Consider the following 23,580-nt stretch of genomic DNA (forward strand, 5'->3'; position numbering starts at 1 on the left):
CTAGGACGCGCCTACCTGCCCGACAGTACGCAAATGACCGGGTGTGGCGGGCAATCGGCCACCTCCAGCGCCTGGCGCCCCGGAACATCCCGTAATTACGCATCAGCTGGGAGCGCACATCATTCGTACCGGTGCAGCAAACCTGTACGGGGAGAGGCCATTGCCCGACGATTTCATCCGCAAGTCGCAAGCGGAGCGCGAAGCGGCGAACATGCCCGATCTGGCGATCGCGCGCGAGGAATTGGGCTGGGATGCCTTTCGATCATGGCTCGATTACTTGCCCGGCGGCCGTCTCAACATCGCTTACGAAGCGGTTGATCGCCATGTCGTCCACGGCCATGGCGAGCGAGAGGCCTTGCGCTGGCTGAGCAAGAACGGGGATCGCCGGAGTTTCACCTTTGCCGACCTTAAGCGCGAAACCGACCGCTTCGCGCGGATGCTGGTCGATCGCGGGTTCGGCAAGGGTGCGCGGGTTTATTCACTGCTCGGCCGGGTGCCGGAGCTTTACATCGCGGCGCTCGGCACGCTGAAGGCAAGCGGCGTGTTCTGCCCGCTCTATTCGGCCTTCGGGCCCGAACCGGTGCGCTCGCGGCTGGAGATCGGCGAAGGCGAGGCGCTGCTGGTGAGCCCGCGCACCTATGCCAAAAAAGTGGCACCAGCGCGCATAAAGCTGCCGCATTTGCAACTCGTGCTGCTGACCCCATGTGCCGATCAGGCGCCCGAAGGCACGGTGGATCTCGCCCAAGCCCTCGGCGAAACACCGGCCGAGTTCGAATGCGTCGCGACCGATCCGCAGGACATGGCGCTCCTTCATTTCACCAGCGGCACCACCGGGAAGCCCAAGGGCGCGGTCCACGTCCACGAGGCGGTGATTGCACACAATGCGACGGGCCGCATTGCGCTCGATCTGCATCCCGAGGATATCTACTGGTGCACCGCCGATCCCGGCTGGGTCACTGGCACCTCCTACGGGATTATCGCGCCGCTGTGCGCGGGTGCGACCATGGTGATCGAGGAAGCCGAATTCGACGCCGAGCGCTGGTACGGACTGCTCGAGCGCGAGCAGGTGACCGTCTGGTACACGGCGCCCACGGCGATCCGCCTGCTGATGCGCGCTGGCGCCGAACTTGCAAAGGAACACGACCTGTCCTCGCTGCGCTTCCTTGCCAGCGTCGGCGAGCCGCTCAACGCTGAGGCCGTCCAGTGGAGTGCGCGTGTTTTCGGCAAGCCGTTCCACGACAATTGGTGGCAGACCGAAACCGGCGGAATCATGATTGCCAATTACGCATCGATGGATGTGAAGCCCGGCTCCATGGGCAAGCCGCTGCCCGGTGTCGAGGCCGAGATCATGGAGGTGGGCGAGGACCCCCTCGCCCCTGTCGAAGGCGTGATGCAGCCCGGCCACCTTGCACTGCGCGCCGGTTGGCCGTCGATGTTCCGCACTTATCTCGGCGAGCAGGAGCGCTACGAGAAGACCTTCCAGGACGGCTGGTATCTTACCGGTGACCTCGCGATGCGCGATGCCGACGGGTATTTCTGGTTCGTCGGACGAGCCGACGATGTCATAAAGTCGGCCGGCCACCTGATCGGCCCGTTCGAGGTCGAAAGCGCACTCGTCGAACACCCGGCCGTCGCAGAGGCAGCCGTCATCGGCATGCCCGATGAGCGCGTCGGCGAGGTGGTGAAGGCCTATGTCACGCTCCATCACGGGCACGAGCCGTCCGAGGAATTGCGCAAACAGCTCATCGCCCATGCGCGCAAGAAGCTCGGGGCCGCGATCGCACCCCGCCAGATCGAGATCAGCGACGATCTGCCCCGGACGCGCTCGGGCAAGATCATGCGCCGGCTGCTGAAAGCACGCGAGCTGGGCCTCCCCGAAGGCGATACCTCGACGCTGGAACCGAGCGCATGAGCGCGACTGCTACGAAGGTACGGCTCAATCGCGAGCATTGCCGTACGCTGCTGCACCAGATGTTGCGCATCCGTCGTTTCGAGGAGAAGTGCGCCGAGCTCTATACGCAGGAGAAGATCCGCGGCTTTCTGCACCTCTATATCGGCGAAGAGGCAGTGGCCGTCGGCGTCATGCAGACGCTTTCGCCCGAAGACGCGGTCGTCGCGACCTATCGCGAGCACGGCCATGCATTGCTCAAGGGCGTCGATCCAGGCGCGATCATGGCGGAGATGTTCGGCAAGCAGGAAGGCTGCAGCCGCGGCCGGGGCGGATCGATGCACCTGTTCGACGCTGCGAAGCGCTTTTACGGTGGTAATGCGATCGTCGCCGGCGGCCTGCCGGTGGCTGCAGGACTTGCGCTTGCCGACAAGATGGCCGGGCGCAAGCGGATCTCGGCGTGCTTTTTCGGCGAAGGGGCAGCGGCCGAGGGTGAGTTTCACGAGACGCTCAACCTCGCAGCGCTCTGGCAATTGCCGGTGCTCTTCGTGTGCGAGAACAACCTTTACGCGATGGGCACGGCGCTCGACCGCTCGGAATCCGAAACCGACATCAGTGCCAAGGCAGCCTGCTACAAGATGCCGTCCGAATGGGTCGACGGGATGGACGTGGTTGCCGTCGAGGTCGCCGCCCGCCGCGCGGTTGCGACCATTCGCGAGACCGGCGGACCGTTCTTTCTCGAATGCCGCACCTACCGGTTTCGCGCGCATTCGATGTACGATCCCCAACTCTACCGCACCAAGGAAGAGGTCGAGCAGTGGCGCGGCCGCGGGCCGATTCTGCGCTTTCAGAAATGGGCGCTCGAAGCAGGCGAGCTACGCGAAGACGACGTCGCCGAGATCGAAGAGGAGGTAGCGCGCGAAGTGGCCGATGCGGTCGCCTTCGCCGAAGCGGGCACCTGGGAACCGGTCGAGGACCTGCTGCGCGATGTAGGGGCGGAGCGCCGCCCATGACCGAGCTCACCTATCGCGAAGCCGTACGCGGCGCGATCCGCAACGCGATGCAGGCGGATGAGCGCGTCTTCCTGATGGGCGAGGATGTCGGGCGCTATGGCGGCTGCTACGCGGTCTCCAAGGGCCTGCTCGAGGAGTTCGGACCCGACCGCATCCGCGACACGCCGCTGTCCGAAAGCGCCTTTACAGGTGCCGGCATTGGCGCCGCGATGGGCGGGATGCTCCCGATCGTGGAGGTCATGACCTGCAATTTCTCGCTGCTGTCGCTCGATCAGATCATGAACAATGCCGCCACTATCCGGCACATGTCGGGCGGGCAGTTCCATGTGCCGGTGGTCATCCGCATGGCGACCGGCGGCGGGCGGCAACTGGCTGCCCAGCACTCGCACAGCCTGGAGGGATGGTACGCCCATATTCCCGGCATCCGGGTGCTGGCGCCTGCAACGGTCGAGGATGCTGCCGGCATGCTTGGACCGGCACTTGAAGACCCAGATCCGGTGCTGATCTTCGAAAACGCGCTGCTTTACAATGACACGGGCGAGGTGGGCGAAGCGGTGTGCGTCGATATCGATCATGCTGCGATCCGGCGCGACGGTAGCGATCTGAGCCTGGTCACCTATGGCGGCTCGCTCGGCAAGTCGCTAGCGGCGGCTGAAGAGCTGGCAGGCTATGGCGTTTCGGCCGAGGTAATCGACCTACGCGTTCTGCGCCCGCTCGACGAAGACACGGTCCTTGCAAGCGTTGCCAAGACGCGGCGCTGTCTAATCGTGGACGAAGGCTGGCGTTCTGGCAGCATCTCGGCCGAGATCATGGCGCGCCTAGTCGAGCAGGGCTTCTGGAACCTCGACGCGCCGCTTGCCCGCGTATGCAGCGAGGAGGTGCCCATCCCCTACGCCAAGCATCTCGAGGATGCAGCGCTGCCGAGCGTCGAGAAGATCGTGGCCGCGGGCCGTGCGGTCATGGGGCACTGAGCGATGGGCATCTTTGCCATGCCATCGCTCGGAGCAGACATGGAAGCAGGCGTCCTCGTCGAATGGTTCAAGGGACCCGGTGACCACGTCGCGCATGGCGACATCATCGCGGTGGTCGAGACCGACAAGGGCGCGATCGAGGTGGAAGTGTTCGAGGAAGGCGAGATTGAGGAGCTGCTGGTCGATGCGGGGAGCAAGGTTCCGGTCGGCACGGCGCTTGCGCGAATAGACGGGGAGGGTGAGCCTGCCAAAGCTCCCGAAGCCGCCCCTGCGCGCGCTCCGCCGCCGTCACCCGCGGTCGCCGAAGCGCCTACAGAACCGCGTCCCCAACCCAGACCCGCAGTTCCTCCCCCAGCTGGCTCTCCCGTCGCTGTCGACGGCGTGCTGCGCGCCTCGCCCGCAGCACGCCGGCTGGCAAGCGAACGCGGGATCGACTTGGCCACTATCGCTGGCAGCGGGCCTGGTGGTGCGATCCAGTTTTCCGATGTCGAGGCGGCAACGCCGGTAAAGCCCGCCAAGCCCGCGCCCGCGGAAGGGATCGACCTTGCCGCCATGCGCCGAGCGATTGCGGCTGCCATGGCGCGCTCGAAGCGCGAGATCCCGCATTACTACCTCTCGCACAGCTTCGATCTCAGCGCAGCCCTGGCCTGGTTGGAGAACTACAATGCCGAGCGCATGCCTCCCGAGCGGCTGCTGCCCGGCGCCTTGCTGGTGAAAGCCGTCGCGGTGGCACTTGCCGATTTCCCAGAGTTCAACGGGCACTATGGCGAGGACGGCTTTCGGCCGAGCGAGGCGATCCATGTCGGCAATGCGATATCCATTCGCGGCGGAGGGCTGGCAGCGCCTGCGATCCGCCACACAAACCGCCTGGTTCTCCCCGAGCTGATGGAACGGCTGCGCGACCTCGTCGCACGTACCCGGCGTGGGCAGTTCCGCAGCTCCGAGATCGGCGATCCGACCGTCACCGTCTCGAGTCTCGGCGAGCGGGGGGTCGAGAGTCTGTGGCCGGTGATCTACCCGCCGCAAGTCGCGATCATCGGCTTCGGCAGCGTCCAGCAACGCCCCTGGGCCGAGCACGAAGCGCTGGCGGTCCGGCCGGTCATCACTGCCAGCCTTGCCGGCGACCATCGCGCCAATGACGGGCATCGCGGCGCGCTGCTGCTGCGCCGCATCGAGGAGCTCCTCTCGCAGCCGGAGGCGCTATGACGTTCGAAGAGCTGCGCCAGATCGTGATCGCCGAGATCGAGACCATTGCGCCCGACGTGGCACCGGTCGCGATCGGCGACGAGGAGGACCTGCGCGAGGCGCTCGACCTCGATTCGATGGACATCTTCAACCTCATCGTCGCACTTCACCAGCGTCTCGATGTTGAGATCCCGGAAGCCGATGCCGGGCAATTCGTCACCATCGGCGGGGCAACGCAGTGGCTGGTCGATCATGCCGGGAAATGACCCATACCCACCCGTGGTAACGCTCAAGATCGATGGCGAGAGCGTTACCGCACCTACTGGCACCTCGATACTCGAGGCTGCACGGGCTGCGGGCATTGCGGTTCCGACGATCTGTTGGGACCCGCGCATCGAACCGATCGGCTCGTGCCGGCTGTGCCTGGTCGAAATCCAAGGCTATGACGAGCTCGTCACCGCCTGCCAGACCGAGGCCGAAGAGGGCATGTGGGTGACGACGCACAATGCCGAGCTCGACGCGTATCGCCGCACCGAGCTTGGCTGGTATGCCGAACACGCATCAGCCGAAGACCTCATCGCGCATCCCGACAAGGAGCTCCACCGCCTGATGGCGCGCTTCGGCATCGAGCCGGCTGGATGCGCGAGTCCTGCCAAGGCGATCGATGCTTCGATGCCGCAGATCCGTGTTGACATGGCCAAATGCATCGATTGCCTGCGCTGCGTGCAGATCTGCGAGGAGGTCCAGGGTGCCTCGGTCTGGCACGAGGTCGGACGCGGCGACGAATCCCGGATCGTGCCCAAACATGGCGACTTGCTGAGCGAAGGCGCCTGTGTCGCCTGTGGCGCGTGCACCCACACGTGCCCAACCACTGCACTGACCGATGCCGGAGCCATGCCATCCGACAGCTGGACGCGCACCACGTGTCCTTATTGCGGGGTCGGGTGTGAGCTCGATATCGGTGTTGCAGGCGACCGTATCGTGGCAGCGAGGCCTGCCCGCGATGCTCCGGTGAACAAGGGGCATGCTTGCTCCAAGGGCCGCTATGCTTTCGGCTTTACGCATAGCGGCGACCGCCAGACACAGCCGCTTGTGCGCAAAGGCCGCGCATGGGAGCCCGCCAGCTGGGACGAGGCGCTCGATCATTGCGCCGCGCAGTTGGCGGAGGTCATCGGACGGCATGGACCGGATGCAATTGGCGTGCTCGCCTCCTCGCGCTCGACCAATGAGGACAGCTACGTCGCGCAGAAATTCGCCCGCCTCACGATCGGGACCAACAATGTGGATTGCTGCGCGCGCGTGTGCCACACGCCGACGGCAGCTGCGATGAAGGCGATCCTGGGCGCTGGCGCTGCGACCAACAGCTTTGACGATATCGAGCGTGCCTCGACCATCCTCGTGGCAGGTGCCAATCCGAGCGAGTGCCACCCGGTGGTGGGCGCGCGGATCCGCCGCCATGTGGTGGCAAACGGGGCAAAGCTGATCGTCCTCGATCCGCGGGCGCAGGCGCTTTCCGAGATTGCCAGTGTCCATCTCGCCTTGAAGCCCGGGACCGACATCCCGCTGATCAATGCGATGGCACACCACATCATCGCCTCGGACCTCGCGGACAAGGATTTCATCGCCGCGAGGCTCGACGAATTCGACGCCTTCGCCGCGCATGTCGCCCAGTTTCCGCCCGATCGCGTTGCCGACATCTGCGAGCTCGACGCCGCTGATATTCGCCGCGCGGCCGAAATCTATGCCGGCGGCGGACCGGCCTACGCAGCCCACGGGCTCGGCCTCACCGAACATGTCCAGGGCACCGAGGCGGTGATGGCGCTGGTCAACCTCGCGCTCGTCACCGGCAATGTCGGTGGACCGGGCCGGGGCGTGAACCCGCTGCGCGGGCAGAACAACGTCCAGGGCACCGCGCATATGGGCTGCGATCCGGGTATCCTTACCGGCGCGGTCGCGCTCGAGGAAGCGAGAGGCGATTTCGAGCGCGCCTGGGGCGCCGAGCTTCCGAAAACGCCCGGGCGTCACCTGATGAGGATGATCGATGCGGCTGCTGCCGGCGAGCTCAAGGCGCTGGTCGTCATCGGCTACGACATCCTTGCAAGCCTGGCCGATGAGCACGAGACGGCAAAGGCGCTGGCAAAGCTCGACTGCGTGATCGTGATCGACCTGTTCATGACCCGGATGGCACATGAGTACGGTCATGTTCTGCTGCCCGCCGCCTCAAGCTTCGAGAAGGAGGGGACCTTCATGAATGCCGAGCGACGCATCCAGCGCGTGCGCAAGGTGACACAAGCGCCGGGGGCAGCGCGTGCCGATTGGGACATTATCTGCGCGCTTGCTCGCAGGATGGGCTGCGAAACCGGCTTCGACTTTCCCGATCCGCAAGCGATCTGGGACGAAATCCGCGCGGTCTGGCCGGCAGCGGGCGGGATCACCTATTCGCGTCTCGAGGCAGGCGGTATCCAGTGGCCGTGCCGCGGCGAGAGCGATCCCGGGACCGAAGTCCTCCATGCAAGCGAGTTCGGCCATGGCCCGCGCGCGCGATTGCGCCCAATCCACTATCACCCGACGACCGAGCGCACCGATGCCGATTATCCGTTCCTGATGAGCACCGGGCGCAATCTCTACCAGTTCAATGTCGCGACCATGTCGGGGCGCTCTGCCAATGCGCTCATGCGTCCGACCGACACACTTGACCTCGCGCCTGCGGACGCCGCGCGGCTTGCGCTGACAGATGGCGAACTCGCGCAGGTAGAGAGCCGCTATGGTAGCGCGATCCTGCCGGTCGCGATCGACGAGCGGGTGGTCGAGGGCCGCGCCTTTGCGACCTTTCATGACACCGAACGCGCCATCAATCGGGTGACCGGCCCGCATCGCGACCGCATGGTTGGCGCGCCCGAATACAAGGTCACTGCCGTGCGCATCAGGCCTGTTTGAATGGCAACGCTTCGCCCTCCCGATCTCGCGAAAGCGGACCGCGCGACGGCCTGCGTGGTCATTGCCGGCGGAGAGGGGCGGCGGATGGGTGGGAATAAGCCGTTCCGGCTGTTCGCCGGCAAGACCCTGCTGGAGCGCGCGCTGCGCCAGGCGGCGAGTTTCTCCAACCTTGTGGCAGTTGCCATGCGCGACAGGCTAGACCTCGGCGATATTCCTGTCATCCTGGACCCGCCCGACATGGCCGGCCCCTTGGCGGGCCTCGCGACGGGACTCGATTTCGCGCGCAGAGGGGGGCGTGAATGGCTGCTCACCATCCCGTGCGACATGCCCTTCCTTCCCGCAGATCTGCTCGTGAAGCTGGCAAACGCACTCGATGGCGAGACTGGGGCATTGGCCGCCAGCGGATGGAGGACCCATCCGGTCTGCGCGCTCTGGCATACAAGCGCTTGCGATGCGCTCCCCGGCTTTTGCGAAAGGTCCGATCGCTCGTTGCATGGCTTCGCCGAGCATGTGGGTTTCGCCACCGCCAGATGGGGCAACGCGCCTGATCCCTTCTTCAACGTCAACTGTTCGGAGGACCTGGCGGCAGCAGCGCGTATGCTCATGCAGCGTCGCGTTCGGAAAAAGTGGGTTGCCTGATCTCCGTGTGCGTCTGCGATAGCCCTCGCCAGGCAGATCGTAATTCGGCTGGCGAGGGCCTGTTCGAGCGTCGGTAAACCGCTGATCTGGCGTGCAGGGCGCCCCCGGCACCATCCCGCCGTTGCGAAGATGCCGTCGTTGGTGGGGATCGCTGGCGTACTGATGGGGGAGGGATCGAGAACGATTTCAATTCATCGAGTCGTGACTTGAATATTCTCCCGGCTCCACACGGTTCATCGCCTAGCAGGAACAGTGGGGCCATGTCATTCGCTTGTCAGTACGCGGTGCCTCTACGGGTACTCGCGGCCGCGGCAACGGGATCCGCGGCGGTCGCTTTCGCAATGAGATCTTGCGCTTCGGCGATTCCATCTGCCTCGGTCAAATCGCCGCTTATGATTTTGTTGGCGATGGCCAGCAGACGGCCGCTGATGACGGTTCCGGTCTGCGCCTCCTCGGCGATCACGATGCCGCCATTCGATTCCGCCACCTCGCCCCACTTGGCGCGAACGGCGCGCCAGTAGCCCTCGGTGGCCGCCCAGTATTCGTCGGCGGCTTCCACGTTGTAGTCTCCGAACCTGTCGTATGTGTTGAGGACGTATTCCTGAACTACCGGCTTGAGGTCATCTTCACCCTCGGGATCGGGCATCATCTTGGTATTGTCCTGCCAGTGGATCCAACCTGTGGGTGTCAGCTGGTGGCGGTTGATCGCGGCATAGCGATCGTAAACGGGATCGCGTACCGCATCGCGGCGCGCAAGCGGGCGCCAGGTCCAATTGGAGCGCCATCGACGAATGCCCTGACTGTCCTGCCATTCGCCCCAGCCAGCGTAACGTGGACTGTCGTCGACCTGATAGACCGTCTGCGACCAGCGCCCGTTGCGCAGGCGCTCGGGCATCTCCTTCCATTTCCACCTATCGGGGCCGGCATAGGCGAGGATCTTCTCGGGCTCGTATTCCCAATCCTGCCGCCAGTGCTTAACGACAAATTCCTCGCCGTCCGCGCCGACGACCAGCAGGTGCTGGAGTACGATCTTGGTGCCGGTATCCTCGATCACGCGGACCGATTCATACCCGCCGGAAATCTTGCGCTCGAGCGGCTCGTAGCCTTCCAACCATGGCGTCGTTTCCTGCATGTCGAAGCGCGCCTTGTAGTCGCCCGCCATACCGAGGATGGTCTCGCGATCGCGTTCGAAATGCGCGCGCTCGACTGCTTCGCCACGATCCTTGATCGGGCCGTCGGCAACGGCCGGTGTGGCAATAAGCGCAGTGGCGAGAAGTGCGGACCGAAGAAGTGATTTTGAAATGTTCATGAGAGTCCTCCCTTAAAACTGGAAACTGAGCGATATGCTCGCATTGCGGCCGGGGCGGGTGTAGGCATCGGCCTGCGCGCTGCCGGTGGCCGGATCGATGATCGCAGCCGTTGCGGACAATCCCCTGACATCCTGCCAGTAGGCATATTTCTCGTTCGAGATATTGAAGATGCCGGCGCGCAGTCTGAGCGCGTCGGTTATCGCGAAGAAGGCGGTTGCATCCAGCTTCATGAAGGCGTCCGGGCGGAAGCAATCGCTTGCACAGGCACCGGTCGTTTCTTCCAATTCCTTGCGCGCATGGTGCGTCACGATCAGCTCGCCGCCGAACCGGCGTGCCGGATCGCGGTAGCCGATGCCGGCGACCAGGTTGAGCGGATCGATCGTGTCGAGCGGGCGCGGCGCTTGCCCGGGCGTCAGGATATCCCCATCGGCATGGGCGATCGCGAAACGCGCAAAGACGCCGCTATCGAAACGGAAGTTTGCTTTCGCTTCGATGCCGTCGATTTCGGCCGCATTGAAATTGACGAACTGGAACTGGGCCGGATCCCTGGGGGTGAATGAGCCGCCGACGACCTGCTGGCTGATGAAGTCCTGATAGTCCGCCTTGAAGGCTGCAATCTGGAGCGAGATTCGGTCCGAGGAGAAACGGATACCGCCTTCCCAGCTCTCGCTTCGTTCGGGTCCGAGGTCCGGATTGGGAAGCGAAGTATAACCGAAGGCGAGATTCTCGAAGAAATTGTTGACCTGATAAGGTGTCGGCGCGCGGAACCCTTGCGCATAGTTGCCGAACAGACTGACCTCTTCGGTCATCTTTGCGGTAACGCCGATTTTGGGCGACAGGCGGCTGTCCTTCTGAGCGGCTCCAGCAAAGGTCGGCAGCAAGGGATCGTCGGTCGGGTCGAGATCGTAGAAGTCGTAACGCAGGGCAGGGAAGATGGTCAGCCTGCCATCGAACAGGGCGAACTCGCTGGCGAGGAAAACGCCACCCAGTGTGAAATCGGTCGCGGGAAATGCGCGCGTGGGGAACACTTCCCCGAAAGACGGCTCGGTCCCGTCGCGCAGGCCTTCCTGTCGCGTGAAGCTGAGGTCCCCCCCGAATGCCAAAGTCGCACGGAAGCTGTCATCGCCGAACACGCTTCGCACCTCGGCGGCAATGCCGTAGACTTCGTTTTCGAAGGTATTCAGGCGCTCGCGGTCGGGACGTGGCGTTGCGCCCAAAGGCGAACGGTCCTCATCGGTAAACTGCACATCTTCGCCGTCTTGATAGTAGACGCTGACATGCGCGTAATCGATCGCGCCTTCCCCCGTATAGGTCCAGTCGAGCGAGGCGCGACCGCGCTCGGTATTATCGAGCGCCGTGAGGTCGTCGACGATCCAGCTCGGGAAAGGTCCGAAGACAAAGGCCGGCCCCTGCCCCGATAGCACATCGGTAAACAGTTCCGTCTCGACATATTCGCCCGTTAGACGCACGCGGTGCGTGCCATCGTCCCAAACCAGCTTTCCGAGAACGGCGTTGGATTCGCCGTCCTGCGGATTTGGAAGTGTACGACCGATGCCGACACCGCCGACGCCGCCCTTGTTGTCGAGCTCCTGGAAATCGCGACGCGTGTAGGAGACCATCGCCGCAATATCGCCAAAGCGGTGCGCCAGGGCGACGGTCTCGGCGAATTCCTCATCGGCGTTGGAATAGGACGCCCTGACGAAGCCGCCAAAATTGTTGCCCGCATCGATAAGGTCGACTGGATCGCGTGTCGTAAAGCTGATCGCACCCGCAAGGCCGTCGCTACCGTACAACGCCGAGGCCGGACCGCGGAGAATTTCGACAGACTTGACCAGGGAGACATCGGTGTAGCCGCCTCGCCCCGCGTCCTGCGCCCCGAAGGAAAAGCCCTGTGGACTACGGATACCATCGACCTGAATCAGCACGCGGTTTCCGCCGATACCGCGAATGACGAAATCTTCATTGCGGGCGCGGCCAGTAGAACCGAACGCCGCGCCAAATCGCGCAGGCGCCCGGCGCACCGAGACGCCGGGTTCATAACGAACCAGGTCCTTGATGTCGGTTACCAGCTCGTCCGCGATCTGCTCGGAATCGATCACGGTTACGGTGGCCGGCGCCGCTTCGACTTCGAGTGGAGTTCGGGTCGCGGTGACGACGATGGCGGCACCATCGCCCTGTGCTTTCGCAAGCTCGGCTTCGGTGGCGAAGGACGGGCTCGGAGCCAACAAGCCAACGCCTAGCGCGCCGTACGACACCATGGTTAAGAACCGTACAATCATGCAATCGACCCCTGAATACCCATATTTGCTAATGCAACTGATTCGCAATAGCGATGCATTTAGCAGAAGTTCAGCAGGCCGCAAGCCCGGACGAGGTAGATCGGCACGCGCCACTTCGAATCGGCAGCACCTTGGGGTGGCGCACCCCACCGGGTTCTCCCCGCTGGCCAGGGTTTTTGCTTGACCCGACTGCTATCTGGCTCGCGCCGTTCGATAAGCCAGGGCGCGACCGTCTGGTCTCGAACCACCTTCCAAAAATTGGGTGTGTCCACTTCGTCAGACAGCGACTTGATGCGCTGCGCCTCGAACCTGCGACAGGGACGGGTCGACTAACCTATTGTGGGGTCGCGTTCCGAATTTCCCGTTGTCGAAAGAGATCGGGCAAGATCGGACCGGCAGTGGAGCGATCGGACCTTGCCAGTCGACCGGCGCGCGGCTGCACGCACCCGTATCGCCCCCTTGCTATGTCGGTGCCATCGATGGATTCGATTGATCGCCTGCCCGCTTTGCCACAAGAACTGCGTACTCCGAACTGGGATGGCCTTGAATCCGATGGCTGAATTCGTCTTTACACTGATCGATGCGTGGTCTGCATGGGTGGGCCTTGCAATATTGATCGGGCTGTTTGCTCTCTTCGCGACAGAGAGGTTTGCACCTGTAACAATTGCGGTGGTCGGGGCGGCCGTCATGCTCGTGCTGGGTTATCTTCCGCGCAGCGAAATGGAGCTGGTGTTCGCCAATCCGGCGCCCATCACCATTGCGGCCATGTTCATCCTGACCGGCGCGCTGATCCGTACCGGCGTCGTCGAAGCGCTTGCCAGCATCGCCGCGCGGCGCACGGCGGGTCGGCCCCGCCTGTCCATCGTCGAATTGCTCGGCGGCACCTTCATTTCTTCCTCGCTGGTCAACAACACGCCCGTCGTGATCATTCTTGTGCCGGTCGTGAAGAAGATCGCCAGCATCGCGGGCACAACTCCAAGCCGCCTGCTCATTCCGCTGTCCTATCTCTCCATTCTGGGGGGCACGCTAACACTCATCGGCACCTCGACGAACCTGCTGGTAGACGGCGTGGCCCAGCGCGCGGGCGAACCTGCATTCGGCATTTTCGAACTGACCGGCGTCGGGATCATCGCCGCGATCACAGGGACGGTCTTCCTCCTTATCGCCGGACGTTTCCTCCTGCCCGACCGCGAAGAAACCGAAGGTACCGGCGGTCGCCCGCTCGAGGAGCGTTACCTCACCGAACTGCTGGTAACCGAGGGGTTCTCGGACCTCGGAAAATCGGGCGCGGAGATTGGGATCGCCAGGCGGTCGGGGGTCAGGCTCGTCGGGATCGAACGGTCCGGCCGAATCATCCGCAAGGATCTCGATAGCCAGATCGTCCAGATCGGCGACGTCCTGTTACTTGCCGCAAATCAGGTCGAACTCCTCTCCCTAGCCGACCTGAACGACGACACGATCGGCCTTTCCCTTCGCGGACATTCGAGGGAGGGTGACACTCGGATTGTGGAAGCATCCATCTCGCCGAGCCACCCGGCGCTTGGTCGAAAACTCTCGGAAATACCCTTTCTTGCAAAAACCAATGCGCGGATACTCGGCCTTTCGCGGGCTCGGCACCTGGCCGGCCCGAACCTGTCCAGTGTTCGCTTGCGTGCAGCCGACCACCTGCTGATCGAAGGCTCCCCAACCTGCGTCGCGGCGATCGAGAATAACGTCAATCTGATCAATATCTCGCAGCCCGAAAGCCGCCCATTTCGACGGTTTCGCGCGCCTGTTGCCATCGCCACTATGCTGGGCATCATTGCGCTCGCGTCGATCGGCGTTTGGACCATCGAGCTGCTGGCCATAACGGGCGTGGCCATCGTCTTGCTGACCCGCTGCATCGATCCGGAGGAGGCGTGGCGCAGTATCGACGGCAACGTCATCGTGCTGATCTTCGGCATGCTCGCCGTGGGGGTCGGGCTGGAAGGCGCCGGCACGGTCGATCTGATCGTCGATGCGGCACTACCCTATCTGGCAACGCTGTCGCCGCTGCTGCTGCTGCTGGCGATCTACCTGCTGACCTCGATCCTGACCGAGGCGGTGACGAACAATGCGGTGGCCGTCATCATGACGCCGATCGTCCTCGCGCTGGCCAAGGATCTGGGGGTCGACCCGCGACCGCTGTTGTTCGCAGTCATGTTCGCCGCCTCGGCGAGCTTTGCTACGCCGGTCGGCTACCAGACCAACACCATCGTCTATGCGGCGGGCAATTACCGCTTCAGCGACTTCCTCAAAATCGGCGCGCCGATGAACATCGTCGTGGGTATCGCTACATGCCTTGCGATCGAATGGATGATCTGGCCCTGATGGCGCGGTGGACGTACTGTACGGCTCCAAAGGTATCGGCAAATTCTTATCGGCGGTGGCCGAATATCGGAACGAGTAGGAGGCCATGGTCCAATAATCCCCATTCGTTTGAAACTCTTTGCGCGGTCCGACATTGTCTTCATGCGGACCGGGCCCCTCTGGCAAGCGTGTGCAAGCGCTTGTGATGTCGGACCGCATCGGACCGCCGCCTCGCTCGACTGGGGTCTTCTCCCCATCGCCCGGGCTTTTTATCGGTCGTCCGATCGACGAAGCCGCCGACTACGGAGACTTGAGATGAAGGCCCGCATTGTGACACCGAAGCTACACACCCGTTATCCGGCCCCACTGCGCCGCGTGGTTGCCTGACCCATGTTCACTTCGGCAGCGGAAGCCCTGCGCGATTTCCTCAAGCAGGAGAGCGCAGGCGGTATCGTCCTGATTGCAGCGGCCGCATTGGCGCTCGTTGCAGCCAACAGCATCGCGGCAGGTGCCTATTTCAATGGTTTGCAGGTGCCGGTGGTCTTGTCCGTCGGGGGCTTCGCGATCGACAAGCCGCTGCTCCTTTGGATCAACGACGGGTTGATGGCGGTGTTCTTCTTTCTCGTCGGGCTCGAAGTGAAACGCGAGGTCGTCGAGGGACAACTGTCCAACTGGAACAAGGCGTCACTCCCGCTCTTCGCGGCGATCGGCGGGATGGCAGCCCCGGCGCTGGTCTTCCTTGCGTTGAACGCGGGTTCGCCCGAGAATGTCGCCGGCTGGGCCATCCCCGCCGCCACCGATATCGCCTTCGCACTGGGGATTTTGTCGCTGCTAGGGCCGAGAGTGCCGGTTGCGCTGAAGGCCCTGCTGCTGGCCATCGCGGTGATCGACGATATTGGCGCCATCACCATCATCGCCCTGTTCTATTCGGGTACGATCGATACCGGAATGCTTGCCGGCGGCGTGCTTGCCCTTGCCGGCCTGGTGGTCCTCAATCGTTTTCGTGTCGGGTCGAGCATACCCTACGTGATCCTGACGCTGGTGCTGTGGGTCTTCGTGCTCAAATCCGGCGTGCATGCGACGCTGGCGGGCGTGGCGGCGGCCATGACCATTCCCATGGTCGGACGCGACGGATCCGAACCGCTCGAACGCATGGAGCATGCCCTGCATCCATGGGTTGCGTTCCTCGTCATTCCGATCTTCGGCTTTGCCAATGCCGGCGTCAGCCTCACCGGCCTCGAGCCTGCCGATCTCCTCGCCCCGCTGCCGCTCGGCATCGCGCTGGGGCTCCTTATTGGAAAGCAGATCGGCATATTTGGTTTCGCCTATGCCGCGGTAAAGCTCAAACTCGCGAGCCTTCCCGAGAATGTCGGCTGGAGGCAGGTCCACGCGGTCTCGCTGCTGGCGGCGATCGGCTTTACTATGAGCCTGTTCATCGGCAATCTGGCCTTCGCCGATCCTTCGCAGGTCGATGCGGTCAAGCTTGGCGTGTTGTCGGGATCGCTAGTGGCGGCCCTGGCGGGATACTTCCTATTGCGCGTCTCACTCCCGAAAGCATCGCCCGCATGACGATTATCCTGGCGTCCCTCGTCGGGGGACTCATTGCGCTTCTTGTCGGCGGAGAACTGCTCGTCCGCGGAGCGGTGGGACTTGCGGAAAGAGCCGGCGTCACCCCGCTCGTCATCGGCCTTGTAATCGTGGGTTTCGGGACCTCCATGCCGGAACTCGTGACCAGCGTGGAGGCGGCTCTGGCGGGGTCCCCGGCGATCGCCTGGGGCAATATCGTCGGATCGAACCTTGCCAATACGCTGCTGATCCTCGGTGCGGCCGCCCTGATGGCGCCCATCGCGATCAGGCAGGGCGCGGCCCTGCGCGACACCGGGGTGGCGTTGCTGGCAACCGCGATGCTCGTGACCATCGCCGTCGCGGGCCTGCATACCGCCTGGCTCGGTCTCGCAATGCTCCTTCTGCTCGGCAGCTACATCGCCTATTGCTACCGCGAGGAGCGCCAGGCCGCCCCCGAAATCCTGCACAATGCGCCTTATGATCGCGCCGCCGCTCTCGAACTGAGCGACAGCGGACTGCATGCGGCATCGGTGAACTGGCTGAAGCCAGTCGCCGTGACGCTCGGCGGGCTCGCGATCCTCGTGGTCGGAGGTCGCTTTCTCGTCACGGGAGCCGTCGATCTGGCCCGGCTGGCCGGGCTCAGCGAAACGCTGATCGGGCTGACCATCGTGGCGATCGGCACCTCGCTGCCCGAACTGGTGACCTCGCTGGTCGCTGCGCGCAAGGGCGAGACGGAAGTGGCGTTCGGCAACGTCATCGGCTCGAACATCTACAACCTGCTTGGGATCGGCGGCGTCACCATGCTGGTCGCGCCCGAGGCGATTCCCCGCACGCTGTTGCCGGTCGACCTGGGCATCATGGGCCTTTCCGCCATTGCGGTTCTCGCCGCCGTATGGCTGGCCAAGGGCGTCGGCCGCGTCCTGGGTGGCCTGCTGGTGGCCGCCTATGGCGTGTTCCTCGTCGCGGCGGTGATGCAGGGATAGGGACCGGGCTGCCTGACGGCCGGTCAGGCCTTTCGCAGCCGTTCGTAAAGGATGCGTGTTTCCAGCAGGTTGGAGATACGCAGCGCGACCTCGATGACGTCGAAGGGTTTCGCCACGAAATCCTTAGCTCCCAGCGCCAGCGCCCGGCGGCGGGCCTGCAACGTGGTATCGGCCGTAAGCACGAGGACCGGCCGGAATTCTTCGGCCCGGTCGTAGCGCCCGAAGGCCTCCAGCAATTGAAACCCGTCGACTTCCGGCATCATCAGGTCGAGCAGCACAAGGTCGGGTTCGAAATCAATGTAGGTCTGGAGCGCCGATCCCGGATCGGTCAGGCATTCGATCTCGGAATAGCCTTCGCGCTCGAGCAGGTTACGCAAGAGAAGGACGTTGGCCTGCTCGTCGTCGATTGCCAGGATGCGGCGCGAAGTGATTTCGCTCGGGTCGATCAATTGCGCCGTCATGGCGTGTCCTCGAAGGCGGAAGGATGTCCTTCGGCGGGCATATCTTGCGCAGGATCGGGACGCAGGAGGCTGAACCAGAACCGCGATCCCTGATCCAAGGGCTCGAAGCCGATGCGCCCGCCCATCGATTCGACGAGGCTCTTGGACAGCGCAAGGCCGAGGCCCGTGCCCTCCACCCTCGCGCGGTCCTGCTGTCCGAGACGGTCGAAGGGGGTGAAGAGCCGTTCCGCGACATCGGCGGGGATTCCCGGGCCATCGTCTTCGACACGCACCTCTACATCGGTATCGCGCAGGCGGCAGGCCAGGCGTACGAACGTGCCCTCGCGGTTGTATTTTGCCGCATTGCCGACGAGGTTGAGCAGGACCTGCATCACCCTTCTCCTGTCCGCCAGCACGGCTACCGAAGGTTCCGGCTGGGAAAGCTCGAAGGACAGGCCCGCACTCGCCACGATGGGCGAGGCAAGCGCATGAATCTCGTCGAACAGTTCGTTGAGGTCGATCTCTTCGATCTTGAGGTCGGTCCCTCCGGCCTCGATGCTGGAGATGTCGAGCAGATCGTTGATGAGCGCGAGAAGATGGCGACCTGCCTTGGTAATCTGGCCGATCGCCTCGCGATGGCTCTTGCCGAATTTCTCCTCGTCGATCTCGAGCAATTGCCCGAAGCCGAGAATGGCATTGAGCGGCGTACGCAATTCATGGCTGGTGCGCGACAGGAACTCGCTCTTGGCGCGGCTTGCCGCCTCGGCTTCCTCGCGTGCCGTACGAAGCGCGTTTTCCGAACGGCGCCGTTCGGTCATGTCGCGGGTGACCTTGGCGAAGCCCTGCAATTCGCCGTCCTCGTTGCGCAGGGCGGTGATAACGACATTGGCCCAGAAGCGCGAACCGTCCTTGCGGATCCGCCAGCCCTCGTCCTCGGCCGAGCCGCTGTTCCGCGCACGTTCGAGCATTTGCGCGGGCAGGTATTCGCGGGTTTCAGACGGATAGAAATTACTGAAATGGCGGCCCAGAATATCCTCCGCCCGCCATCCCTTGATCCGTTCCGCACCCAGATTCCAGCTGGTCACGATACCCTTTGGATCGAGTGCGAAGATGCCGTAGTCGCGCACTCTCTCGATAACGAGGCGGAAGCGTTCCTCGCTGGCCCGCAAATCGTCCTCGCGTGCACGAAGCAGTGCGCTTGCCCGAACCAGGCGCTGGGCGAGGCGCCCGACTTCGTCGGCTTCTTCGGGCATTTCGGTGAGCCGTTCGCCTTTCGCCAGCGCTTGCGCGTCGCCCTCCAGCCTGCGGACCCGGCGCACGATGCCGGTCGAAAACAGATAGACCGCAGACAAGCTCCCCAGGAGACCGACGAGCGCGCTCACCGCAGTTAAGATTAGGAAACCGCGGCGCACGTCGTCCACCCTCGCGCGGCGCTCGTCGAGCACGACCGCCTCGCGTTGCTGGATGTCGTCGATCGAGCGCCGCAATTCGTCGAGCGCCAGCTTATTGTCGGTCAGAGCCGGTTCTACCTCGCCCGAGGTGTCCATGCCGCCCTCGGCCAGCTCGACGATCTCCCGGAGGCCTTCGCGCTTGTCTCGCTCGATCAGGCGCAGGTCTTCGAAATGGCTGCGGACGATGGTGTCCTCGATAGCGGAATCGAGCCGAGCGATCGTCACCGGCACATCTTCCTGCGCGTTGCGGTAAGGTTCGAGGAACCGGTCTTCACCGGTCAACACATACCCGCGCACGCCAGCCGCCGCTTCGGCGAGCAGCGCGTGGACCTGGTAGGTATCGCGTTGGATCGCGAAGGCGCGGCGTACATCGTCCTCGGCGCGCGTTTCGGCATTGCTGGCCAGGTAAAGCGACACCAGCGATCCAAGCAGCACAGCGAGGGGCAGGACGATGACGACCAGGCCCTTTACGGCCAGCGGACGGTCGGCCCAGAACCGGGCCAGGGCGGGGATTGGGGCGGTGCCCGCGCGCATGCCGTCAGGCCACCGCAGAGGCCATTTTGACGGCCAGGACGGCCGCCTGGGTCCGGTCCGCCACACCGAGCTTGCCAATGATGCGTTCGACGTGAACCTTGACCGTCGCCGGGCTGATCTCGAGCTCGCGCGCGATCTCCTTGTTGGTGAGGCCCTCCGCAACATGCGCCAGGACGTCCTGCTCGCGCGGCGTCAGGACACGGGCAGGGTCGCTCGCGCCATGCGGCATGGCGGTCTCGCGCATGGCCGCGCCCACCAGATCGAGCGGCAGCGCAGACTGTCCCGCCATGACCTGGTCTATTGCGGCTCGCAGATCGCCGATGGCGGTATCCTTCAGCACGTAGCCTGCAGCCCCTGCGGCAAGCGCTTCGCGGACATAGGCGGGCATTTCGTGGAGGGTGAGCATGATGACCTTGGCCGGCAGGCCCAATGCGGCGATTTGCCGCGTCGCCTCCAGTCCGTCGATTCCTTCGCCCAGCCGGACATCCATCAAGACGATATCGGGTGAGAGCGAGCGGGTCAGCCCGATCGCTTCCTCCCCGGTCGACGCCATCCCAGCAATTTCGATACCGTCGCCGGCCAGTACCGCGGCGAGCCCTTCACGCGCGAGCTGATGATCATCCACGATCAGAATGCGAACCTTGCCCATCGATCACAGCCCCCGTGGCAGCTTTGCTTCGACAATGACGCCGCCGGTTTCGGCAACGCTCCAGTCGAGCGTTCCACCGATGGTCGACATGCGTTCCTTCATACCCTCGATGCCGACATGGTAACCCTCCTCGGTCATCGGCGAACCGTCTTGGCAGTTCTTCGGACCGCAGCCGCGATCCTCGATGCGTATCGAAGGGCGCGCGATGCCGCTTGCCACGTTTGCCGAGATGGAAACCCGGCAAGCGCCTCCGGCGTGCTTGCGGATATTCGAAATCGCTTCCTGCGCGACGCGATACAATGCGGTTTCGACATGCGCCGGAAGACGACTCGCATCGGCATCGATCCTGCGTTCGACCGTATAGCCATCCTGCTCCATGCCATCCGCAAGTGCATTGAGCGCCGCAACGAAGCCGAGATCGTCGAGAATGGTTGGCCGCAATCCCGAGATGACCGCGCGCAATTCCCTTACCAGCCCTCTGGCAATATGCGTGAGCTCGCCCCGCTGCCCTCGGGCGATGCCATTAGCAGACGCATCGCCGGCGCCCTCCAGCATGCGGACCAGGGCAGTCGCCGTCTGCGCGACACCATCGTGAAGCTCGTAGGCCACCCGCCGCCGTTCCTCTTCCTGGGCAGAGAAAATGCGTCCGACGAGATGCTCGAGGCGATGTTCGCGTTCCCTGAGGGCCGCAAGAAGGCGCGCCATCTTTGTTTCGCGCTCCACCCGGTCGATCGCATTGCCCATCATGTCGAGCAGCATCCTGCAGGCGTCCCGGTCCTCTTGATCGGCAATGTCGTCGAGCGTGTCGAAACCCTCGACGAGTACCGCGCCCAGGACGAGATGCTCCTTGGCGGGGGCGCTGATGCGGAACCCGTTGCCCGCTTCTTGGCGGACGATCCTGCCCGAGCGGCTGCCCAGAAACAGGGCGAGCCTCGTCGCGCATTCATTCAACGCCGTTTCGAGTTGGCCGGATTTGGCTTCCACCAGCTCCCGCCCGCTCGTCGACAGCAGGCGTAGCCGCGCCGCGCGCGCTTCTGCGGCACGGTAAAGCTCGCGCAGTTCCGCGATCGTCTCGACGTCGCTGGCGAGGGCAGGGAGGTCGTGCTGCATCGACGGCACTCTAGGGGTTCGCACACAAAAGGCATAGGCCATCCGGCCTAGGCCGGGAGGCCAGCCATCCGGCGGATTTGGGCAGGGAGGCGTCGACCTATCTCGGCCGGTGTCGATGGACGAGCCATCGCGATCCATTCAACGGGCGGCTCCGAAAGGGCGGCCTTTCAGGGACACCGAACATGTCTAGGAACAGTTTATTAGTCGCCGCCGCCGTACTCGCCTTGCCGATTGCAGCCCCCGCTGCGGCGCAGGAAGCGGGTTCGGTCCAAATCAAGGGCTTCGTTACCGGCGTCCTCCCCGATGGCGAGATCACGGAAGTCGAGACGGACCTGATCGGCCTGCCCGCCGGATCGCAGACCCGGGCGACCGATTCCTACGTGCCGACGGTCGCGATAGAGTATTTCGTCTCGCCGAACTTCTCGTTCGAGACGATCTGCTGCGTCACGCCGCATGACGTGCGCGGAACCGGCGGGCTTGCCGGTGCCGAGCTGATCGACGATGCGATCATCCTGCCTGCGTCTCTCACGGCGAAGTATCATTTCGACCTCGGTGGCGGACTGAAGCCATATTTCGGCGCCGGCCCGACCTATTTCCTGATCTTCAGCGAGGACGTGGGTGCCGACGCGGCGGCGCTCGGCGTAACCGACACCGACCTTTCCGACGAGCTCGGCTTCGTCCTCCAGGCCGGTTTCGATGTCCCGCTCAACGACCGGGGGCTTGGGTTCTCGCTCGACGCCAAGCGCTATTTCGTCGGAACGACCGCGACGTTTTCGGCTGGCAATACCGTGGCGCTGCAGACCGAACACGATCTCGACCCGTGGGTCGTAAGTGCCGGGCTCGCCTTCCGCTTCTGACCTTTCTGCCTATCGGCCCGCCACATGAGGTGCGCGGGCACCAATCCAGGAGAGCAAATATGAAAACGAATCTTCTTGCAGCCGCCGCAGCAGCCACCGTGGCCTTCGCCGTACCCGCCTCGGCCGGTGAGGCTGGCGCGCCGATCACGACCGAAGAGGTCGAGGCGGCACAGAAGGAATGGGGTGACGGCATCATCGCCATCAGCCGCGTCCATGCCGACGGCGGCGATTACACCGCCCGCGCCCGCGAACATCTCGACGATCTCTACAATTACGACCATGGCATGGTGCTCTTCAAGCCGACGCTGGCTGCCGAGGACCAGTTTCGCGGTACCTATGACGAGGCGTTGAGCTACTTCGTCACCGGTATGCGTGCAGAAGACAGCGGTTTCGCGATCAAGGGCTGGACCGACGTGCGCTTCGAGAATGAAGGCATTGTTACCGATGACGACAATGCCATGGCCATGGGCAACTATTACTTCACCGGTCCCGACGGTTCGGTGACCAAGGTCGAATACACCTTCGGCTATGTTCGCGACGAGGATGGCGATCTGCGCATCAACGTCCATCACAGCTCGATGCCCTTTTCTTCCTGATCCGTGCACCCAAGGATCGGCGGCCACGACGTTTGCCTTCGTGGCCGCCGATTTATTTCTTGAACATTGCCCGGCTATGCGCGGGATCGACCACCATTCTTGATTGATAAGGAACAGCTGGACGTGAGACTGCTTTGGGGAATCGCTCTCTTCACGTGTGCCTCGACAATCGCCTCGCCGGTGGCTGCCCAGGACGAGGCCTTCGAGTTCTGGCTCAATCCTTCGATCTCGACCGATCTTGACGGGGATACCGGCATCGAGCTCGAAACCGCGCAGCGCTTTCGCAGCAGCGACGACGGTCGGGTCGATACCTATTTCGCGCGCCTGTGGCTAAAACAGGCAATCTCCGACGAAGTCACGCTTGCCGGGGCCGTCGAACGCCGGATCAACGATGGCGGAAACGACGAACTGCGCATGATGCAGCAATTGTCCGGCAGCCATGGGATTCTTCGTACACGCCTGAGATTGGAACAGCGTTTCGTCGACAACGCCGATCGCATGGGATTGAGGTTGCGCCCCAGACTCGGAGTGTCGGTTCCGCTAGACGCCGCCGGTCGTTGGTCGGTCAAGGCGGATGCAGAACTGTTCTGGACCCTGCGCGGGAACAACCTTGGCAGCGACGAGGGCATCACCGGGCTGCGCAATCAGGTCGGCGTGTCTTACGACGTCAGCGACAATCTCTCGCTTGGCCTGATCTATCTGCGCCAGCAAGATTTCGAAGACAACGCGCCCGACGAAATCGGGCACGCTCCGCTCGTCTCGATAGAAATTTCTTTCTGACGCTACTTTTGGGCGACCGCATCGGCGGTCGGCAGCGCGAAGTCCGGATGGCGTCAGGCGCCCT

Annotated in this window: 19 protein-coding genes; 13 read left to right on the forward strand and 6 right to left on the reverse strand. The window is 63.6% G+C overall.

The window, feature by feature from the left end:
- Positions 1-160 precede the first annotated feature (160 nt).
- From acsA to mobA, 7 genes are read left to right on the forward strand one after another with little or no spacing between them, the layout of a single operon-like run.
- A complete protein-coding gene (gene acsA, locus ACQY4G_RS07440) occupies positions 161-1,912 on the forward strand; it encodes an acetate--CoA ligase (RefSeq protein ID WP_421989910.1) in 1,752 nt (583 codons plus the stop codon).
- Positions 1,909-2,901 carry a pyruvate dehydrogenase (acetyl-transferring) E1 component subunit alpha gene (pdhA, locus tag ACQY4G_RS07445; protein ID WP_421989912.1) on the forward strand — a complete coding sequence of 331 codons (993 nt, stop codon included), beginning with the start codon at positions 1,909-1,911 and terminating at the stop codon, positions 2,899-2,901. The genes acsA and pdhA overlap by 4 nt, the downstream gene beginning before the upstream one ends.
- On the forward strand, positions 2,898-3,872 hold the full coding sequence (locus tag ACQY4G_RS07450) for an alpha-ketoacid dehydrogenase subunit beta (protein ID WP_421989914.1): 975 nt from the start codon (positions 2,898-2,900) through the stop codon (positions 3,870-3,872). The genes pdhA and ACQY4G_RS07450 overlap by 4 nt, the downstream gene beginning before the upstream one ends.
- A 39-nt stretch (positions 3,873-3,911) precedes the next feature.
- Positions 3,912-5,078 carry a dihydrolipoamide acetyltransferase family protein gene (locus tag ACQY4G_RS07455; RefSeq protein WP_421989916.1) on the forward strand — a complete coding sequence of 389 codons (1,167 nt, stop codon included), beginning with the start codon at positions 3,912-3,914 and terminating at the stop codon, positions 5,076-5,078.
- Positions 5,075-5,323: an acyl carrier protein gene (locus tag ACQY4G_RS07460; protein WP_291167754.1), complete on the forward strand. Its 249-nt coding sequence runs from the start codon at positions 5,075-5,077 to the stop codon at positions 5,321-5,323. The genes ACQY4G_RS07455 and ACQY4G_RS07460 overlap by 4 nt, the downstream gene beginning before the upstream one ends.
- Positions 5,324-5,336: 13 nt before the next feature.
- A complete protein-coding gene (gene fdhF / locus ACQY4G_RS07465) occupies positions 5,337-7,994 on the forward strand; it encodes a formate dehydrogenase subunit alpha (RefSeq protein ID WP_421989918.1) in 2,658 nt (885 codons plus the stop codon).
- Entirely contained in the window at positions 7,995-8,633 is a 639-nt protein-coding gene (gene mobA, locus ACQY4G_RS07470) for a molybdenum cofactor guanylyltransferase (RefSeq protein WP_421989920.1), read from the forward strand.
- A gap of 274 nt (positions 8,634-8,907) precedes the next feature.
- On the opposite strand, the gene ACQY4G_RS07475 is transcribed toward mobA, so the two are convergent.
- Both ACQY4G_RS07475 and ACQY4G_RS07480 read right to left on the reverse strand, forming a co-directional pair.
- Positions 8,908-9,942, reverse strand: a complete 1,035-nt coding sequence (locus tag ACQY4G_RS07475; RefSeq protein WP_421989922.1) for a DUF6607 family protein — start codon at positions 9,940-9,942, stop codon at positions 8,908-8,910.
- A 12-nt stretch (positions 9,943-9,954) separates the two neighbouring features.
- The gene (locus tag ACQY4G_RS07480) at positions 9,955-12,168 is read right to left on the reverse strand and encodes a TonB-dependent hemoglobin/transferrin/lactoferrin family receptor (RefSeq protein WP_421989924.1); all 2,214 of its coding nucleotides are present in this window, start codon (positions 12,166-12,168) and stop codon (positions 9,955-9,957) included.
- A gap of 606 nt (positions 12,169-12,774) precedes the next feature.
- Here ACQY4G_RS07480 and ACQY4G_RS07485 point away from each other — a divergent pair.
- The 3 genes from ACQY4G_RS07485 (at position 12,775) to ACQY4G_RS07495 (ending at position 17,099) form a co-directional block, all read left to right on the forward strand.
- Positions 12,775-14,571 carry an SLC13 family permease gene (locus ACQY4G_RS07485; RefSeq protein ID WP_421989926.1) on the forward strand — a complete coding sequence of 599 codons (1,797 nt, stop codon included), beginning with the start codon at positions 12,775-12,777 and terminating at the stop codon, positions 14,569-14,571.
- A gap of 369 nt (positions 14,572-14,940) precedes the next feature.
- Complete coding sequence (gene nhaA / locus ACQY4G_RS07490) at positions 14,941-16,119, forward strand: Na+/H+ antiporter NhaA (RefSeq protein ID WP_421989928.1); 1,179 nt, start codon at positions 14,941-14,943, stop codon at positions 16,117-16,119.
- Positions 16,116-17,099, forward strand: a complete 984-nt coding sequence (locus ACQY4G_RS07495; protein ID WP_421989930.1) for a calcium/sodium antiporter — start codon at positions 16,116-16,118, stop codon at positions 17,097-17,099. The genes nhaA and ACQY4G_RS07495 overlap by 4 nt, the downstream gene beginning before the upstream one ends.
- A gap of 23 nt (positions 17,100-17,122) precedes the next feature.
- Here the strand turns inward: ACQY4G_RS07495 and ACQY4G_RS07500 are convergent, their stop codons facing one another.
- The 4 genes from ACQY4G_RS07500 to ACQY4G_RS07515 are packed head-to-tail and all read right to left on the reverse strand — an operon-like array spanning position 17,123 to position 21,283.
- Positions 17,123-17,560: a response regulator gene (locus tag ACQY4G_RS07500; protein WP_421989932.1), complete on the reverse strand. Its 438-nt coding sequence runs from the start codon at positions 17,558-17,560 to the stop codon at positions 17,123-17,125.
- Positions 17,557-19,524, reverse strand: coding sequence for an ATP-binding protein (locus ACQY4G_RS07505; RefSeq protein ID WP_421989934.1), 1,968 nt, complete (start codon positions 19,522-19,524; stop codon positions 17,557-17,559). The genes ACQY4G_RS07500 and ACQY4G_RS07505 overlap by 4 nt, the downstream gene beginning before the upstream one ends.
- A 4-nt stretch (positions 19,525-19,528) precedes the next feature.
- A complete protein-coding gene (locus ACQY4G_RS07510) occupies positions 19,529-20,173 on the reverse strand; it encodes a response regulator (RefSeq protein WP_067693435.1) in 645 nt (214 codons plus the stop codon).
- A gap of 3 nt (positions 20,174-20,176) precedes the next feature.
- On the reverse strand, positions 20,177-21,283 hold the full coding sequence (locus tag ACQY4G_RS07515; protein WP_421989936.1) for a sensor histidine kinase: 1,107 nt from the start codon (positions 21,281-21,283) through the stop codon (positions 20,177-20,179).
- Positions 21,284-21,465: 182 nt separating this feature from the next.
- Between ACQY4G_RS07515 and ACQY4G_RS07520 the strand changes: the two genes are divergently transcribed.
- The 3 genes from ACQY4G_RS07520 to ACQY4G_RS07530 all read left to right on the forward strand — a co-directional run bounded on the left by ACQY4G_RS07520 (position 21,466) and on the right by ACQY4G_RS07530 (position 23,516).
- Entirely contained in the window at positions 21,466-22,140 is a 675-nt protein-coding gene (locus tag ACQY4G_RS07520) for an OmpW/AlkL family protein (RefSeq protein WP_421989938.1), read from the forward strand.
- Positions 22,141-22,199: 59 nt separating this feature from the next.
- On the forward strand, positions 22,200-22,736 hold the full coding sequence (locus ACQY4G_RS07525) for a phosphoribosyl-AMP cyclohydrolase (RefSeq protein WP_291167717.1): 537 nt from the start codon (positions 22,200-22,202) through the stop codon (positions 22,734-22,736).
- Between the two features lie 123 nt (positions 22,737-22,859).
- Positions 22,860-23,516, forward strand: coding sequence for a DUF2490 domain-containing protein (locus tag ACQY4G_RS07530; protein WP_421989940.1), 657 nt, complete (start codon positions 22,860-22,862; stop codon positions 23,514-23,516).
- Positions 23,517-23,580: the final 64 nt, after the last annotated feature.

The sequence above is a fragment of the Qipengyuania sp. genome, from assembly GCF_965277845.1.
GTDB lineage: Bacteria > Pseudomonadota > Alphaproteobacteria > Sphingomonadales > Sphingomonadaceae > Qipengyuania.